Below are 17475 nucleotides of genomic sequence, written 5' to 3'. Positions count from 1 at the left end.
GGCAGCAAGTGCGCCGCCGGTCAGCCGATCGTCGCGCGATTGGCTACCAGATCATCCACCACGGCAGGGTCGGCAAGTGTCGACGTGTCGCCGAGACTCCCGACATCGCCTTCCGCGATCTTACGCAGGATCCGGCGCATGATCTTGCCAGAACGGGTCTTGGGCAGGCCCGGGGCGAACTGGATCACGTCCGGAGTGGCGATCGGGCCAATCTCCTTGCGCACCCACTGCTTCAGCTCAGCGTTCAACGTCTCGGACCCGGATTCGCCCGCGTTGAGAGTGACATAGGCATAGATGCCCTGCCCCTTCAGGTCGTGGGGCATGCCGACCACGGCGGCTTCCGCTACACGCGGGTGGAGCACCAGCGCACTCTCCACCTCCGCCGTGCCCATGCGGTGGCCGCTGACGTTGATGACATCGTCCACACGGCCGGTGATCCAGTAATAGCCATCCTCGTCCCGACGGCAGCCGTCGCCGGTGAAATACTTGCCGGGATAGGTAGTGAAATAGGTCTGGAAGAACCGGTGGTGATCGCCCCAGACGGTGCGCATCTGTCCTGGCCAGCTCGCCGTGATGCACAGGTTTCCACTGACCGCGCCTTCCAGCACTTGGCCGGTTTCGTCCACCAGCTGGGGATGCACGCCGGGCAGCGGCTTGGTGGCGGACCCCGGCTTCAGGTCGGTCGCACCCGGCAAGGGGGCGATCAGCGCGCCGCCGGTTTCCGTCTGCCACCAAGTGTCAACGATTGGGGAGCGCCCTTCGCCCACCACCTCATGATACCAGCGCCACGCCTCGGGATTGATCGGCTCGCCGACCGTGCCGAGCAGCCGCAGGCTCTTGCGGCTGGTCGCCTGAACTGGCGCATCGCCTTCCTTCATCAGCGCGCGCAGCGCAGTAGGCGCGGTGAAGACGGTGTGCACCTGATGACGATCTACCACTTGCCAGATGCGACTGGCATCCGGCCAGTTCGGCAGTCCCTCATACATCAGCGTCGTGGCGCCATTCGCCAGCGGACCATAGATCACATAGGTATGCCCGGTGACCCAACCGATGTCGGCTGCGCACCAGAAGACGTCCCCGGGACGATAGTCGAACACCAGATCGTGGGTGAAGCTCGCCCACAGCAAATAGCCGCCGGTGGTGTGCAGCACGCCCTTCGGCTTGCCGGTAGAGCCCGACGTGTAGAGGATGAACAGCGGGTCCTCCGCCTTCATCGGCTCAGGCGCGCACTCCGTTGAAACACCCGCGGCCGCTTCGTGATACCAGACGTCACGCTTATGCATCGGCACGTCTTCGCCGGTGGCCTTGATGACGATCACCTTCTCCAGGCTGGGCGAGCGCGGAGCCGCAGCATCGACATTGGCCTTCAGCGGCACCCGCTTGCCACCACGCCGCCCGCAATCGGCGGTGATAACCACGCGTGAATCGCAATCCTGGATGCGTCCGGCTAGCGCGTCAGGCGAGAAGCCGCCGAACACCACCGAGTGAATCGCGCCGATCCGCGCGCACGCCAGCAGCGCAAAGGCAGCCTCCGGGATCATCGGCAGGTACACCGTCACCCGATCACCCTTCCGGACGCCCTGCGCCTTCAGGACATTGGCAAAGCGGCAGACCTCTTCATGAAGCTGCGCATAGGTGTAGCGCCGCGGCTCTTCGCCGGGCTCGTCCGGTTCCCAGATGATCGCCACCTGATCCCCGCGCGTGGCAAGATGCCGGTCGAGACAATTGGCGGCGACGTTAAGCTCACCATCCTTGAACCAGCTGATGCCGAAATCCGCTTCGTCAAACGACCATTCGCCAGCGACGGTGGGCGCCTTGATCCACTCCAGCCGCTTGGCTTGCTCCAGCCAGAAGGCGTCGGGATCGGCCGCTGCCGCTGCGTACATCGCCTCATAGGCGGTCCCATCGACCTTTGCCTCGGCGGCCCAATCATGGGGCACTGGGTAAAGCAGCTGCTCGGCCATGCATCTTCTCCTTTTCCGCCTGATGGCCGCGGAAAAGGAGGCTTGGCAACTGTCTTGGGCATGAAATCGCCCGACATCACCGCTCGCGCGGGACACCGGGCGGATCAGATCAGCGAATCTGCTCCAGGATGCCGTCGATGACGAACTGCACCGCGAGCGCCGCGAGCAACACGCCGAGCAACCGGGTAATCACCGCCTCGATCTTGTGACCGAGCAGGCGCATCAGCGGTCCGGCGGCGAGCAGCGCGGCGAGCGTCAGCAGCAGGATCGTGCCAAGCGCGGCGAGAACCACCAGCGATCGCTCCAGCCCGTCGTTGCGCGCCATCAGCAGCATGACGCTGGCGATCGAGCCAGGGCCGGCGATCATCGGCATCGCCATGGGGAAGATCGAGACGTCCTCGGCCTCTTCCGGGGTGATATTGGCCGCGCGATCCTCGCGCCGCTGCGTGCGCTTCTCGAACACCATTTCCAGCGCGATGAGGAACAGCATGACGCCCCCGGCGATCCGGAACGACGCCAGTTCGATGCCCAGCCCCTTGAGGAGCTTTTCCCCGAACAGCGCGAAAACAAGCAGAATGGCGGCCGCCACTCCGACAGCGCGGATCGCCATGGTGCGGCGTTGCACGGTGCTGGCCCGGTTCGTCAGCCCGGCATAGATGGGCGCGCAGCCCGGCGGATCGATCACCACGAAAAACGTGATGAGCGCGGAGATATACAGTTCGATCATGAGCGCGGCGGCCTCGGCGCGGGCACGCGGTCATCGATCACCGTTTCGTACGCGGCACCGGTCCAGAGTTGAACGGTGAAGCGATGGCCCCGATCGGGCGCAACCTGCCAATGCCAGCGCAATGTTGCGTCAGCCGAGGCACCGCCGCCGTCCTGAGACTCTTCATTATTGGTGGGCGTTCCCTTGCACGAGGCGCGGCGTACGACTGGGTTCGAAACCCTTGCGCGCGGTTCCTTCAGGTCCGCTCCCTGGTCGAGCAGCCAGCGCCAGGTGCCATCAGGCTGCCGCCGCCAGATGGTGGAGAAGTAGCTCGCTCGATTGCCCGGCCATAACGCGCCACCAGTGTTCGCCGCCGTGGCGCCGTCGCACGAGACGAAGCTCGCCGTTGGCCACCAGTCCACCGACGCCGGCGGATCCGGCACATCCTTCAGCGCCGTCGCGACCGGCTGCGGCGGCAGGAAGATCGCGTCCTTTGCCGCCCATTTGCGAAAAGCGGTCCACTGACCCAGCTTCTGCGCATCCGCGGCGAAGGCCCGCTCCGCCTCCACGGCGGTTTGCGGTGCGGCGCTTGCCAGCAACAGCGCGAGCAACACGGTCAAATATCCTGCGACAAGGTGACACCCTCGCGCCGCGCGGCGGAGACCAGGGTGTTGCGCAACAGAACCGCGATGGTCATCGGTCCCACGCCGCCCGGCACCGGCGTCATCGCGCCGGCAACCTCGGCACAGGCCGGGTCGATATCGCCGACGAGCCCCGCGTCGGTGCGATTGATGCCAACGTCGATCAGCGTCGCGCCCAACTTGATCCAGTCGGGCTTCACCATGGCGGCGCGACCTACCGCGGCCACCACGATGTCGGCGCGCTTGACCACCTCGGGCAGATCGCGGGTGCGCGAATGTGCCACCGTCACGGTGCAACTATCGCCGATCAGCAGCTGCGCCATCGGCTTGCCGACGATGTTGGAGCGGCCGATCACCACGGCATCCAGCCCGCCCAGGTTATCGTGCACGTCGCGCAGGAGCATCAGGCAGCCGAGTGGCGTACACGGCACGAAGCCGGGCAGCCCGGTCGCGAGGCGTCCGGCGTTCACCGGATGGAACCCGTCGACATCCTTGTCCGGATCGATGCGGGTGATGATCGCGCTCTCGTCGAGGTGCCGGGGCAGCGGCAGCTGGACCAGAATGCCGTCGACGGCGGGATCGGCATTCAGCTGATCGACCAGCGCCTCCAGTGTCTCCTGAGTGGCGTCGGCGGGCAGGCGATGCTCGAAGCTTTCCATGCCGGCGGCGACGGTCGCCTTGCCCTTGGAACGGACATAGACGGCGGACGCGGGATCCTCGCCCACCAGTACCACGGCCAGGCCGGGCTTGCGCCCCGCCTTCGCGATTACTTCAGCCGCGCCCTCCGCGACCCGCGCGCGCAGGCCAGCGGCAAATGCTTTTCCGTCGATGTTCCGTGCCGTCATGCTGGCTGGCCATAGAGGCTCGCGGCGATGCGCGCCAGCGCAGCGGACTCACCCGCGACGAACAATCGCTTGAGCCGCGCGGTCTCGCCCCCAACGATGCGCACGGAGCCGCGCGACACGCCAAAGGTCTTCGCGACAAGCGCAACCAGCGCCGCATTGGCGGCGCCGTCCACCGGCGGCGCGCTGACCCGCGCCGCGAAATACGAATCCGTCCCGGCTTCCAACAGGTCGCGGCCGCCGCGTGGGGTCAGGCGTACGCTGACCGAAATGCCGTCCGCGGCGGCGCGCCAGGCGCTCAGATAGCGCCCATCATGACGCTGGCCTGCACATTGTTCAGGATGATGGTGAGGACCGCGATGGCGATCAGGACCACGGCCGGTGCGAAATCGATGCCGCCGGTCTGCGGCAGGATCCGGCGGATCGGTCGGTACATCGGCTCTGTCAGGCGATCGAGCCCCTGATAGAGCGAGCGCACGAAATTGGACTGCATGTTGACGACGTTGAACGCCACCAGCAGCGACAACACGAACTGGATGACGATGACCCACCAGACCACGTTCAGCAGGACCTGAAGGATCTGGACGATGGTAAGCATCAACAAGGGCAATCTCCGTTCGGGTGTATCAGTTCATTAGCACAGTTGGGCATGACGGCGGGATCGATCAAGCCTTGCGGATCAACGTGCCTGCACCACGCCGGGTAAACACTTCCAGCAGCATCCCGTGGGGAACGCGGCCATCGAGCACGACGGCGGCATCGACGCCCGATTCGACCGCCGCGACGCAGGTTTCCAGCTTCGGGATCATGCCGCCGGAAATGGTGCCGTCCGCGCGCAGCCCGGCAACGTCCTGCGGCGTCAGGTCCGTCATCAGCTCACCCTGCTTGTCCAGCACGCCGGCAACGTCGGTCAGCAGGAACAGCCGCTTGGCCCCCAGCGCCGCCGCAATCGCGCCGGCCATGGTGTCGGCGTTGATGTTATAGGTATGCCCATCCGCGCCGATGCCGATCGGCGCGATCACGGGAATGATGCCGTCGCCGCTGAGCGTATCGATGATGCGGCGATCGACGGCGACCGGCTCACCGACGAAGCCCAGGTCGACCTTGCGCTCGATGCCCTGGTGCTGATCAGGTTCGCTCCGGCCGACCTTCTCGGCCTGCACCAGCCCGGCATCCTTACCGGAGATGCCAACTGCCCGGCCGCCTGCGCGTCCGATCCAGGATACGATTTCCTTGTTGATCGAGCCTGCCAGGACCATTTCCGCGATGTGCGCGGTTTCGGCGTCCGTCACGCGTAGGCCGTCGACGAAGCGCGATTCAACGCCAAGCCGCTTCAGCATCGACCCGATCTGCGGACCGCCGCCGTGAACCACCACCGGGTTGATGCCCACCGCCTTCAGCAGCACGACATCTTCGGCGAAATCGCGCTGTGCCTCGGGATCGCCCATCGCATGACCGCCGTATTTCACGACAAAGGTCGCGCCGGCGTACCGCTGAAGATAGGGCAGTGCCTCGACGAGCGTCTCGGCCTTGGCGAGAAGCCCGGGCGAAGGGGTGTTGTCGGTCATGGCAGCGCCCTTATCATATCGAAACCGGTACGGAACCCGGCCGCTGCGCTGTTGTCCGGCAGTTGCCAACCGGGGCGGCGCTGCGGCCCGTGGTGCTCAGCGATCGAGGCGGCGCCCCAGCGCCACGAAGCCGTAGATCAGCGGCGGCACGAGGACGATCGACAGGACGACCTTGGCGATCATCTGACCGACCAGCAATTCGCCGATCGGGAACACGCCGTAAAAGGCGATGGTGACGAACAGCAAGGTGTCGACGATCTGCGACAGCACGCTGGCGACGCCGGCACGCAGCCAGAGCAAGCGACCGCCCTCACTCCCCTTCAACGACGCGAAGATGGTGACGTTGAGCGTCTGCGACGTGCCATAAGCGACGATCCCGCCCAGCCAGATGCGCGGCGTCCCCGTCATCATCAGCTCAAAGGCGTTGAGCCGCTCCGCTTCCATTTCCGGCGCGGCTGGTACCGCCAGCACCACAAGGGTCAGCAGCAACGATACCAGGAGAGGGATGAAGCCGATCTGCACCAGCCGGTTCGCGACCTGGCGGCCATGCAGCTCCGCGATCGCGCTCGATGTGGCGACCAGCAGCAGGAACGAGAAGATGCCTGCCTCGACGGCGAGCGGGCCAAGGGCAACCTGCTTGTTGCCGAGTACCCCGGCGATGCACACCATGCCGCCATAGAAGATCGAAAAGGCGAAGAGCGAGCGCGCGATCGGCGCTTGGGCGGGCGATTCCATCTACAGCCGGTAGCACCCGGAACGGGCCTTACGGAAGTATTTCTGTCATGCCATCCGCGAGGAAAAGCGCCGGTAAATGGTAAAGGCGGCGCGGAATTCGACGGCAGTGCTTGTCGAAGCACTGCCCCTTTCTCTATGATGCGGCGCGAAAAAATACGGCAGGGCTTGGCGAGCTCCGCCCGCGAACGGGGGTTGTCCGCACTTGAGCCGTCTTCTCATCGGCATTGCCGGTATTCTGGTCATTCTTGGTCTTGCCGTCGCACTCTCCACCGACCGGCGGGCAATCCGACTGCGTGTCGTGGCGAGTGCGTTCGCGCTTCAGGTCGGTATTGCCGTGCTGGTGCTCTACGTGGACTGGGGGAAGCGCGTGCTTTCCACTATGTCCGCAGGCGTCTCGAACCTGCTTGGCTATGCGAAGGCGGGCGTGGACTTCCTGTTCGGGCCGCTGGCATCTCCGGAAATCGGCGGCAACAGCTTCGCCATCGCCGCGCTGCCGGTGATCATCTTCTTCGCCAGCCTGGTCTCGATCCTCTACTATCTGGGCGTCATGCAGTTGATCGTGCGCTGGCTGGGCGGCGCGATCGAGAAGGTGATCGGCGTATCCAAGGTCGAAAGCCTGTGCGCGGCGGCCAACGTGTTTGTCGGCCAGTCGGAATCGCCTCTGGTCATTCGGCCCTATCTTGCCGGGCTCACGCCGTCGCAGCTGTTCACCGTGATGACCAGCGGCATGGCCGGCGTGGCGGGAACGATCCTGGCGGCCTATGCTTCCATGGGGATCCGCATCGATTACCTCCTGGCCGCCAGCTTCATGGCCGCGCCGGGCGGCATTCTGATGGCGAAGATCATCATGCCGGATCGCAGCATGCCGCCGGAGGGCGAGCTGCCGCTGGGGGATCTGCCTGATCCCGACATCGAAATCCGCGTCTCCGAAGCGCGCATGAACGCCCACCCCGCCGCCCTTCCAGCGGAGGAGCCGGCCGGCGAGCCGATGCCGGAAGCGACCCACGACGAGGAAAAGCCGGCCAATCTCATCATGGCCGCGGCCCAGGGCGCACAGACCGGCGTTCGGCTGGCGGTTGCGGTCGGCGCGATGGTGCTGGCCTTCGTAGCGCTAGTGGCGCTGGCCAACGGCATCCTTGGCGGCATTGGCGGTATGTTCGGCCACCCGGATCTCAGCTTCCAGATGCTGCTCGGCTATGTCTTTGCGCCGATCATGTTCCTCATCAACGTGCCGTGGGACGAGGCGCTGCGCGCCGGCGGCATGTTCGGGCAGAAGATCGTGCTGAACGAATTCGTGGCCTATATCGATCTTGGCAAGCAGGCTGCGGACCTCTCGCCGCGGACCGTGGCGATTGTGACTTTCGCCCTGTGCGGCTTTGCGAATTTCTCCTCCATCGCGATCCAGATGGCCGTTACCGGCAATCTCGCACCCAACCAGCGGCCGATGATCGCGAAACTTGGCATTCGCGCGCTCCTTGCTGGCAGCCTGGCAAACCTGATGTCGGCCGCGTTGGCGGGGCTGCTGATCGTCTGACGCCCGAGAGTGGGTGCCGGCTCCTTCCAGCGGCGCCCGCACCCTCCCGCCGCGGCATCAACCGCGGGCGAGCCGCATCCGCTTGCGCAGCCTGCCCGGCATCCACCGCGATGCGAACGCCAGCCGCCGTGCGGTCTTGCCGACCAAAGTATGGACGCGATCGCCATGGACCGCCGCCCAGGCGGCCTCGGCCACCATCTCGACTGGCGTGAACTCCAGCCCCGCTTCCACCACCGTTTCGCGCACGCTTCGGTTTGATCCGCCCACCGAGGCACTGAGCAGCGGCGTGTCGATGAAGCCGGGCATCAGGCTGCGCACGCGGATGCCCTCGGCCGCCCACTCACCGTCCAGTGCTTCGGTCAGCCCGCGCACGGCGAACTTGGTAGCAGAGTAAACCGCTGCGCCCGCCGTGCCATAGATGCCGGCGGCCGACGCCGTGTTGAGCAGACACGATCCCGGCGTCGCCGCGAGATACGGATAGGCAAGCCGGGCGCCGTACACGACCCCCTTGATGTTCACGTCCAGTGCGCGGTCGATGTCCTCCAACGAGGCCGCGCCGAACGGGCCGCCCACTGCCACGCCCGCATTGTTGAACAGCACGTCCAGCTGCCCGCCGCTGACGTTCGTGAATTCGGCGAGCACTTCTTCCCAGTCTTCGGGCGAGCGCACGTCCATGAAGTGCCGCGTCGTCCGCTCGGCCGGCAGCATGGCGGCCGTGGCGGCGAGCCCCGCTTCGTCGCGATCGGCGAGACCCACTCGCCAGCCGCGGTCTGAAAACAGCTGCGCCACGGCACGACCAATGCCCGAGCCGCCGCCCGTGATAAGGATTGCTTTCATCCCCCGCTCCTCTGTTTGACCTGGAGCGCGGCATCCCGCATCCTCCCGGCCGATGCCAGTGGAATCGCTTGGCCCCGCCGTCGGCTTCCACGACGTGACCAAACGGTTTGGCGCCGGCGCTCCAGCCGTCGATGGCGTGTCCTTGTCAATCGAACCGGGCAGTTTCGTGGCATTGGTCGGCACCTCCGGCTCCGGCAAATCGACCCTGCTCAAGACGATCAATCGGCTGGTGGAGCCGACTACCGGGCATGTGACGATCAACGGCGAAGATGTGAGCCGCGCCTCCCCGCCTGCGCTTCGCCGCAGCATCGGCTATGTCTTCCAGAATGTCGGCCTGTTCCCGCACCTCAGCGTGGCGGAGAATATCGCGCTTCCCTTGCGCCTGTCCGGCCAGCGCGCTGGCAGCCGGGTGAACGAACTGCTCGATCTCGTTGAGCTGCCGCTTAACGTGCTCTCCCGCCTCCCGAGCGAGCTATCGGGTGGCCAGCGCCAGCGCGTGGGTGTGGCGCGCGCGCTGGCGGGGGGACCGCGGCTGATGCTGATGGACGAGCCGTTCGGTGCGCTGGATCCAGTAACCCGCGCGTCGCTCGGCGAAGCGGTACGGGCGCTGCACCAGCGTCTTCGTCTGACCACCGTGATGGTCACGCATGACATGACCGAGGCACTGCTCTTCGCCGACCGCATATTGGTGATGCGCGAGGGACGGATCGTCGCGGATGAAACGCCAGCGGCCCTCCTGGCCGGTGCCGGGGGAGAGGCGGCGCAGGCGCTCGTGGCGGTCCCACGCAGACAGGCGCAGCAATTGGCCACACTCTCGCGATGAGCGGAGCGTGGGATCGCATTCCCGCCCTCGCGGCACAGCATCTGATGCTGGCGATGGCCGCCCTCGCGCTCGGCATCGTGATTGCGGTCCCGCTCGGCTTCTGGTCGGCGGGACGGCCGGTTGCGGCCCGGCTGGCGCTTGGCGCAGCCAGCGTGGTGCAGACCATCCCCAGCCTCGCCCTTCTGGCGCTGTTCTATCCCGTGCTGCTGTGGATCGGCGGATTGCCGGCGCTCGGCTTTCTGCCGTCGCTGCTGGCGCTCACGCTGTACGCGCTGCTCCCGATCCTCAGAAACACGGTGACCGGCCTGCAAGGGCTCGACCCCGCGGTGATCGAGGCAGCCGATGGCATCGGCATGACCCGGTGGCAAAAGCTCCGGATCGTCGAGGCGCCGCTGGTACTGCCGGTGCTGACCGCAGGTATCCGGACCGCGGCGGTCTGGACGATCGGTGCCGCCACGCTTTCGACGACGGTGGGGCAGCCGAGCCTTGGCGACCTCATCTTTGCCGGGTTGCAGACCCAGGCATGGCAGCTGGTGCTGGCCGGCTGCATCGCCGCCGCGGGCCTTGCGCTTGCCGTGGATGCGCTGCTTGGGCTGGCTGAATATGGCCTTGCGCGTCGCCGTCGCTGGCTGGCCACCGCGGCTCTTGCCCTGCTGGTCGGGGCGACGCTCGCTGCGACGAGCCCCTTGTGGCGCAGCACCGCGCCGCGCGTGGTAGTGGGCGCGAAGAACTTCTCCGAACAGTTCATCCTCGCGCGGCTGATCGGCGATCGGCTCCGTGCAGCAGGCTATGAAGTCGAGTACCGGGACGGGCTGGGCTCAGCAGTCGCGTTCGGCGCCGTCGCAAGCGGCGCTGTCGACATCTATGTCGATTACGCCGGCACGATCTGGACCGGGCAGATGAAGCGAGCCGACGTTCCGCCCCGCGACGCGCAAGTGCGCGCCATCGCGCAATGGGCGAGGCAAACCCATGGCGTGACGCTGCTCGGACCATTGGGCTTCGAGAATGCTTACGCCTTTGCCATGCGCGGCGCGCAGGCGCAGCGGCTGGGCATCACCAGCCTTGCCGATCTTGCCGGCCAGTCGTCGCAACTGCGGCTCGGTTCGGACCTTGAGTTTCTGGAGCGACCCGAATGGCGCGCGGTGCAAGCGGCGTACGGCCTACAGTTCGCCAGTGCGACGCCGTACAGCCCGACCTTCATGTATCGCGCGCTGGCCAGCGGGCGGGCGGACGTCATCAGCGCCTTTTCCTCGGATGGCCGGATCGCCGCCGATCGCCTGACCGTGCTCAAGGATCCAAAGCGCGCGATCCCCGGATATGATGCGATCGTGCTGCTCGCGCCGAAGCGCGCCCGGGACCAGCGCTTCGCCTCGGCATTGCGCCCGCTGATCGGCGCGATCAGCGTCGAAACGATGCGCGAGGCCAATTACATGGTCGATCGGGACAGCAACAAGGCAACGCCGGAAGCCGCCGCCAAGTGGCTGTCACAGAGGATCGGCCGCTAAAGGGCGTTTGCCTTCCTCAGCCCATCGTCAGGACGATCTTGCCGACGTGATCGCCCGCTTCCATGCGCCGATGCGCTTCGGGCGCTTCCGCCAGCGGAAACACCTTGTCGATCACCGGCTTCAGACGGCCCGCCTCGGCATGCGGCCACACGGTGCGGGCCAGTTCGTCCGCCACCATCGCCTTGAACGCGGTGTCGCGCGCGCGCAGCGTGGAGCCGGTCAGCGTCAGGCGGCGCATCATCACTTCGAAGATCGGGATCGTGGCCCTGGCGCCGCCCTGAACCGCGATGGACACGTGCCGGCCATCTTCCGCCAGACACTTGAGATTGCGCGGGATATAGTCCCCGCCCACCATGTCGAGCACCGCGGCCACGCCCGTGCCGCCGGTGATGTCCTTCACCCGCTCCACAAAGTCTTCGGTCTTGTAGTTGATCGCGTGATCGGCGCCGAGAGACTTGGCCGCGGCGACCTTCTCATCCGAACCCGCGGTGACGATGATCTTCACCCCGAAGATGTTGCAAAGCGCAATGGCCATGGTGCCGATCCCGCTAGTGCCGCCATGAACCAGCACGGTGTCGCCTTCATTGGCGTAAGCGCGCTCGAACAGGTTGGTCCACACGGTGAACAATGTTTCCGGCATCGCGGCCGCTTCCACCATGGACATCAGCTCAGGGACGGGCAGGCACTGGCCGGCGGGCGCCGCGACATATTCGGCATAGCCGCCGCCTGCGACGAGGGCGCAGACCGGCTGGCCGATCATCAGCGATGCGACGTCCGGCGCCATTGCAACCACCTCGCCCGACACCTCCAGGCCATAGATGGTCGGCGCTCCCGGCGGCGGCGGATAGGCGCCCTTGCGCTGCATCACGTCGGGCCGGTTCACGCCGGCGGCAGCGACTCGGATCAACACCTCGCCCGGTTGAAGCGTCGGCACCGGGCGGTCCACCAGGGTCAGCACCTCGGGGCCGCCATGCACCTCGGGATCGATCGCCTGCATCATCGCCGGAATGTCGTTCATTGCCGCTCCCCCAAAGCCAGGCATCCGTAAATGCATGGGCGCGCCTTATTGACTTCGCACCCGCAGCGGTCAACGATACGCGTCATGGATCTGGATGATATCCTTGGGTCCCGGCCCGACGATCCCCTGAACGCGCTGGTGCGCGAGGATCTCGATCGCCTCTCCGTGACTGAGCTGGAGGCGCGAATCACCGCGCTGGAGGGCGAAATTGCCCGCAGTCGCAAGAAGATAGAACAGGCGGTCAACCACCGCGCCAGTGCGGACGCCTTGTTCAAGCGATGACCAGGGACGCACCGGGCAGGCGTGACGCCAAATGCCGGTGCGGGGCCCCGATGCATTTCGGCCTGCCGCTTGATGCCGGCCATCCCAATCACGACATTGTAACAAAGGGCCGGACGCCTGCCCCCCAGACGTCGCTCCACGGCCCGGTTGGAGTATCCTGAATGCCATCCTTTGCCAGCGCTCTCGAGACCACGCTGCACAAGGCGCTCGAGGCTGCGTCCGCGCGGCGTCACGAATATGCCACGCTTGAACACCTGCTGTTCGCGCTCGTTGATGACGAGCATGCCAGCCAGGTGATGACGGCGTGCGGCGTCGATCTCGGCGAACTCAAGACCACGGTCGCGCATTATCTCGATACCGAGCTTGGCGCACTGAAGGTCGATCAGCAGACCGACCCCTCCCCCACCAGCGGCTTCCAGCGCGTCGTCCAGCGCGCGATCCTGCACGTCCAGTCCTCCGGCCGCGACGAAGTGACCGGCGCGAACGTGCTGGTGGCGTTGTTCTCCGAACGCGAAAGCTATGCCGTCTATTTCCTGCAGCAGCAGGACATGAGCCGCCTCGATGCCGTCAGCTACATCAGCCACGGCGTCGGCAAGGGCGTGTCCGCGCCGGAAGCCTCCACGCCCAAGGGCGCCGAGGACAAGGAAGAGAAGAAGCCCGCGGAAAAGGCCGGCAAGGGCGAAAGCGCGCTCAAACAGTTCACCGTCGACCTCAACGAGAAGGCGCGTAACGGCAAGGTCGATCCGCTGATCGGCCGCGGGCCGGAGGTGGACCGCACGGTGCAGATCCTGTGCCGCCGGTCGAAGAACAATCCGCTGTATGTGGGCGATCCGGGCGTCGGCAAGACGGCCATCGCGGAAGGCCTCGCGCGCAAGATCGTCGAGGGTGACGTGCCCGACGTGCTGAAGCCCGCCGTCATCTATTCGCTCGACATGGGCGCGCTGCTCGCCGGCACGCGCTATCGCGGCGATTTCGAGGAGCGGCTGAAGCAGGTCGTCAACGAGCTCGAGAAGATGCCGCATGCGGTGCTCTTCATCGACGAGATCCACACCGTGATCGGTGCGGGCGCGACCAGCGGCGGCGCGATGGACGCGTCGAACCTGCTGAAGCCGGCGCTGTCGGGCGGCACGATCCGCTGCATCGGATCGACCACCTACAAGGAGTTCCGCAACCACTTCGAAAAGGATCGCGCGCTGCTGCGCCGGTTCCAGAAGATCGATGTGAACGAGCCCACGATCGAGGATACGATCAAGATCCTCGCCGGCCTGCGCTCGGCGTTTGAGACGCATCACGACGTCAAGTACACGCCCGACGCGATCAAGTCGGCGGTGGAGCTGTCGGCGCGCTACATCAACGACCGCAAGCTGCCGGACAAGGCGATCGACGTGATCGACGAGGTCGGCGCGATGCAGATGCTGGTGGCGCCGTCGAAGCGGAAGAAGACGATCACGCCCAAGGAGATCGAGGCTGTCATCGCGACGATGGCGCGCATCCCGCCGAAGAGCGTGTCGACCGACGACAAGAAGGTGCTCGAGACGCTCGAGACCGACCTGAAGCGCGTCGTCTTCGGCCAGAACAAGGCGATCGAGAACCTTGCCTCGGCGATCAAGCTGTCACGCGCTGGCCTGCGCGATCCGGAGAAGCCGATCGGCAATTATCTGTTCACCGGCCCCACCGGCGTCGGCAAGACCGAGGTTGCCAAGCAGCTTGCGACGATCATGGGCATCCCGCTGCAGCGGTTCGACATGTCCGAATATATGGAGCGCCACTCGGTCAGCCGGCTGATCGGTGCGCCTCCGGGCTATGTCGGGTTCGACCAGGGCGGGCTTCTCACTGACGCGGTCGACCAGAACCCGCATTGCGTGCTGCTGCTGGACGAGATCGAGAAGGCGCATCCCGACCTGTTCAACATCCTCTTGCAGGTGATGGACAACGGCCGCCTGACCGACCAGCACGGCAAGACGGTGGATTTCCGCAACGTCATCCTGATCATGACGACCAATGCGGGCGCGTCCGACATGGCGCGCGAGACGCTGGGCTTCGGCAATCTTTCCCGCGAGGGTGAGGACGAGCAGGCCGTGCAGCGGCTGTTCACGCCGGAATTCCGCAACCGTCTCGATGCGATCGTGCCGTTCAGCTACCTGCCGACCGAAGTGGTCGCCCGGGTGGTGGACAAGTTCATCCTTCAGCTGGAGCTCCAGCTGGCGGACCGCGACGTCCACATCAAGCTCGACGACGAGGCGCGCCAGTGGCTCACCACCAAGGGCTATGACAAGCTCTATGGCGCACGCCCGATGGGCCGCCTGATCCAGGAGAAGATCAAGCAGCCGCTGGCCGAGGAATTGCTGTTCGGCAAGCTCGTCCATGGCGGCGAGGTCGTAGTGAAGCTGAAGGACAATGCGCTGACGTTCGAGATCGTCGGCGCGGCGCCCAAGAAGCCGAAGCGCAAGGGCGGCAAGGCCAAGGTCGAGGCGGAATAAGCAAGAGGGGCGTCGGTCGCGAGACCGGCGCCCTTGTTGTTAGAAAGGCACGACCCAGAACCCTTCGTCATCCCGGACTTGATCCGGGATCCATCCGTCCGCGTACGCTGCGTGACATGATGATCGACACCGCTCGCGGCGCCATGGACCCCGGATCAAGTCCGGAGTGACGCGGTTTGGATGATGCTGAGCTTAGCCCAAGACGTCATGCCCGGCTCGTCCCAGCCTCCAGACCTCCACGCACCCAACGACTGCGGGAACGCCGAACGCCGGAACAAGCCCGGCATAACGGCTAAGATAACTGTAGCGCCCGCCGACCAGCGGCACCCACAGCGCCGCTACGGGACCTCAGCGCGGAGAACTCAGCCCCGCGGCGAACCCTCGCTCTTGCTTACCCATTGCGGCCCATTGGCGCGGCAGGCGGCACTGATCACCGGGAACGACAAATCGGTGTTGCGCGCCAGCGCAGCCGGCAGAGCGGCCTGGCATTGCTGGACTGTGGCGTAGCGAACCGGCTCAACGCGCGCCTCGGCACACATCTGCTGGTCGTCGCCGCAGCCCATGATCGCCAGCACGAAGAAAATCGGTTGCATTCCCGCCTCCACTCTGCCTATTCAACGCATTGGCTTTGCTGGGTGTTCCGGCGTTAACGCTCTTTTGACGTTCTGCCCGCCCATTGCGCCGACGGCGCCGCGCCCCGACATAGGATGTAATGCCACCGTCCGATCCGACCGGGCGCAGCGTTGATCGCCCGCTCGGGCCCACGCTCCGCCGCTTCCTCCCCTATCTCTGGCCTGCTGATGCCCCCGGCATGAAGGTGCGCGTCGTCGGCGCCATGATGCTGGTGATCATCTCCAAGCTGGTTCAGGTGTACGGCGCGCCGTTCGCGCTACAAGGCGCCGTCGACGGAATGGCGACGATCCCGCGCTCTCCGACATCGCTCGTGATTTTGCTGGTGGTCGGCTATGCCGCCGCCCGCTTCGGTTCGACCCTGTTCGACAATCTGCGGAACACCGTGTTCGAGAAGGTCGGGCAGGAAGCGACCCGCCGGTTGGCCAGCCAGGTGTTCCGCCACCTTCATGACCTGTCGCTACGCTTCCACCTGGAGCGGCGCACCGGCGCCGTCACCAAGGTGGTGGAGCGCGGCACCAAGAGCATCGATACGATGCTCTACTTCCTCCTGTTCAACATCGCCCCGACGGTCCTGGAGCTCAGCCTCGTCCTCGGCATCTTCTGGGTAAAGTTCGGCTGGCCGCTGGTCGCCGCCACGGTGGTGATGGTCGTCGTCTACATCTGGTTCACCCGCAAGGTGACGGACTGGCGGGCGGCGCTGCGCGAACGGATGAACGATCTCGATACCGGGGCGGTCGCCCATGCGGTGGATTCGCTACTGAACTTCGAAACGGTGAAATATTTCGGCGCGGAGGATCGCGAGGCGCGCCGCTACGATGCCGCGATGGGCGCCTATGCCCGCGCCGCGGTGAAGTCGGAGAACAGCCTCGCCTGGCTCAACATCGGCCAGGCCGCCATCACCAACCTGATGCTCGGCGCGGGCATGGGGTTCGTTGTCTGGGGGTGGGCCGAGGGCCGCTTCTCGGCTGGCGACGTGGTGCTCGTCTCGACGCTGCTGTCGCAACTGTTCCGCCCGCTTGACCTGCTCGGCATGGTGTACCGCACGATCCGCCAGGGGGTGATCGACATGGGTTCGATGTTCGATCTGGTCGATACGCCATCGGAAGTGGTGGACTCGCCGAGCGCCAAATCGCTGGAGGTCGGCGCCGGCCACCTACGCTTTGAAAATGTCCGCTTTGGCTATGAGCCCGATCGCGACATTCTGAAGGGCATCACGCTCGACATTCCCGCCGGCAGCACGGTGGCGGTGGTCGGCCCATCCGGCGCCGGCAAGTCGACGCTCGCGCGTCTGCTTTACCGTTTCTACGAGCTCACCGGCGGGCGGATCACCATCGACGGGCAGGACGTGGCGCACGTCACGCAGGCATCGTTGCGCCGTGCGATCGGCATCGTTCCGCAGGATACGGTGCTGTTCAACGACACGATCGGCTACAATATCGCTTATGGCCGCGAAGGCGCGACCGAGGGTGAAATCCGGGCGGCAGCGCGCGGTGCGGCGATCGCCGGCTTCATCGAGGCCCAGCCGGACGGCTATGACACGCGGGTTGGCGAGCGGGGCCTGAAGCTGTCCGGCGGCGAGAAGCAGCGCGTCGCCATCGCACGCACCCTGCTGAAGAACCCGCCCATCCTGATCCTTGATGAGGCGACATCCGCGCTGGACAGCCGGACCGAGGCGGACATCATGGCCACCCTCCACGCCATCGAGCGCGGCCGCACCACCATCGTGATCGCTCATCGCCTGTCGACGATCGTCCATGCGGACAAGATCGTCGTGCTGGAGGCCGGACGGGTGGTTGAGCAAGGCACGCACGCCGATCTGCTGCGTGCCGGCGGCACCTATGCGGAGCTATGGGCCCGTCAGGCCAGCGAGCAGCGCGAGGCGGAAAGCGAAGTCGCCAGCTGATCCG

Annotated in this window: 17 protein-coding genes; 6 read left to right on the top strand and 11 right to left on the bottom strand. The window is 65.8% G+C overall.

Features of this window, described 5'->3' with window-relative positions; genetic code table 11:
* Nucleotides 1-20: 20 nt before the first annotated feature.
* From acs to LK535_RS08215, 8 genes are all read right to left on the bottom strand, one after another.
* Nucleotides 21-1964, bottom strand: a complete 1944-nt coding sequence (gene acs / locus LK535_RS08250; protein WP_227771415.1) for an acetate--CoA ligase — start codon at nucleotides 1962-1964, stop codon at nucleotides 21-23.
* Between the two features lie 109 nt (nucleotides 1965-2073).
* Nucleotides 2074-2691, bottom strand: a complete 618-nt coding sequence (locus LK535_RS08245) for a MarC family protein (protein WP_227771414.1) — start codon at nucleotides 2689-2691, stop codon at nucleotides 2074-2076.
* Complete coding sequence (locus LK535_RS08240; RefSeq protein ID WP_227771577.1) at nucleotides 2688-3284, bottom strand: hypothetical protein; 597 nt, start codon at nucleotides 3282-3284, stop codon at nucleotides 2688-2690. Before LK535_RS08240 ends, LK535_RS08245 begins: the two co-directional genes overlap by 4 nt.
* A 2-nt stretch (nucleotides 3285-3286) precedes the next feature.
* The gene (gene folD / locus LK535_RS08235) at nucleotides 3287-4156 is read right to left on the bottom strand and encodes a bifunctional methylenetetrahydrofolate dehydrogenase/methenyltetrahydrofolate cyclohydrolase FolD (protein WP_227771413.1); all 870 of its coding nucleotides are present in this window, start codon (nucleotides 4154-4156) and stop codon (nucleotides 3287-3289) included.
* Nucleotides 4153-4425 (bottom strand): DUF167 domain-containing protein, encoded by a 273-nt coding sequence (locus tag LK535_RS08230; protein WP_227771576.1) that lies wholly within the window; start codon nucleotides 4423-4425, stop codon nucleotides 4153-4155. The genes folD and LK535_RS08230 overlap by 4 nt, the downstream gene beginning before the upstream one ends.
* A gap of 26 nt (nucleotides 4426-4451) precedes the next feature.
* Nucleotides 4452-4751: a YggT family protein gene (locus LK535_RS08225; RefSeq protein WP_227771575.1), complete on the bottom strand. Its 300-nt coding sequence runs from the start codon at nucleotides 4749-4751 to the stop codon at nucleotides 4452-4454.
* A gap of 67 nt (nucleotides 4752-4818) precedes the next feature.
* The gene (argB, locus tag LK535_RS08220; RefSeq protein WP_227771412.1) at nucleotides 4819-5721 is read right to left on the bottom strand and encodes an acetylglutamate kinase; all 903 of its coding nucleotides are present in this window, start codon (nucleotides 5719-5721) and stop codon (nucleotides 4819-4821) included.
* A gap of 96 nt (nucleotides 5722-5817) precedes the next feature.
* A complete protein-coding gene (locus tag LK535_RS08215) occupies nucleotides 5818-6456 on the bottom strand; it encodes a queuosine precursor transporter (protein WP_227771411.1) in 639 nt (212 codons plus the stop codon).
* Between the two features lie 202 nt (nucleotides 6457-6658).
* On the opposite strand from LK535_RS08215, the gene LK535_RS08210 reads away from it, so the two are divergent.
* Nucleotides 6659-7990, top strand: a complete 1332-nt coding sequence (locus LK535_RS08210; protein WP_227771410.1) for a NupC/NupG family nucleoside CNT transporter — start codon at nucleotides 6659-6661, stop codon at nucleotides 7988-7990.
* 57 nt (nucleotides 7991-8047) lie between these two features.
* Here LK535_RS08210 and LK535_RS08205 read toward each other — a convergent pair whose 3' ends face one another.
* Nucleotides 8048-8827, bottom strand: a complete 780-nt coding sequence (locus LK535_RS08205) for an SDR family oxidoreductase (RefSeq protein WP_227771409.1) — start codon at nucleotides 8825-8827, stop codon at nucleotides 8048-8050.
* Between the two features lie 52 nt (nucleotides 8828-8879).
* Here LK535_RS08205 and LK535_RS08200 point away from each other — a divergent pair, with 52 nt between their 5' ends.
* Nucleotides 8880-9650, top strand: a complete 771-nt coding sequence (locus LK535_RS08200) for an ATP-binding cassette domain-containing protein (RefSeq protein ID WP_227771408.1) — start codon at nucleotides 8880-8882, stop codon at nucleotides 9648-9650.
* The gene (locus tag LK535_RS08195; protein WP_227771407.1) at nucleotides 9647-11155 is read left to right on the top strand and encodes an ABC transporter permease/substrate-binding protein; all 1509 of its coding nucleotides are present in this window, start codon (nucleotides 9647-9649) and stop codon (nucleotides 11153-11155) included. Before LK535_RS08200 ends, LK535_RS08195 begins: the two co-directional genes overlap by 4 nt.
* Nucleotides 11156-11171: 16 nt before the next feature.
* On the opposite strand, the gene LK535_RS08190 is transcribed toward LK535_RS08195, so the two are convergent.
* Nucleotides 11172-12173, bottom strand: coding sequence for an NAD(P)H-quinone oxidoreductase (locus LK535_RS08190; protein ID WP_227771406.1), 1002 nt, complete (start codon nucleotides 12171-12173; stop codon nucleotides 11172-11174).
* Between the two features lie 84 nt (nucleotides 12174-12257).
* Between LK535_RS08190 and LK535_RS08185 the strand changes: the two genes are divergently transcribed.
* Both LK535_RS08185 and clpA read left to right on the top strand, forming a co-directional pair.
* Entirely contained in the window at nucleotides 12258-12455 is a 198-nt protein-coding gene (locus LK535_RS08185; RefSeq protein ID WP_227771405.1) for a DUF1192 domain-containing protein, read from the top strand.
* Nucleotides 12456-12616: 161 nt separating this feature from the next.
* A complete protein-coding gene (clpA, locus tag LK535_RS08180) occupies nucleotides 12617-14935 on the top strand; it encodes an ATP-dependent Clp protease ATP-binding subunit ClpA (RefSeq protein ID WP_227771404.1) in 2319 nt (772 codons plus the stop codon).
* 362 nt (nucleotides 14936-15297) lie between these two features.
* Here clpA and LK535_RS08175 read toward each other — a convergent pair whose 3' ends face one another.
* Complete coding sequence (locus LK535_RS08175) at nucleotides 15298-15528, bottom strand: hypothetical protein (protein ID WP_227771403.1); 231 nt, start codon at nucleotides 15526-15528, stop codon at nucleotides 15298-15300.
* Nucleotides 15529-15647: 119 nt separating this feature from the next.
* On the opposite strand from LK535_RS08175, the gene LK535_RS08170 reads away from it, so the two are divergent.
* Nucleotides 15648-17471, top strand: coding sequence for an ABCB family ABC transporter ATP-binding protein/permease (locus tag LK535_RS08170; RefSeq protein ID WP_227771402.1), 1824 nt, complete (start codon nucleotides 15648-15650; stop codon nucleotides 17469-17471).
* The last annotated feature ends 4 nt before the right edge of the window (nucleotides 17472-17475 follow it).

This window comes from Sphingomonas sp. IC4-52, assembly GCF_020707225.1.
Classification (GTDB): domain Bacteria; phylum Pseudomonadota; class Alphaproteobacteria; order Sphingomonadales; family Sphingomonadaceae; genus Sphingomonas.
This window is presented reverse-complemented; position numbering and strand designations above follow the sequence as displayed.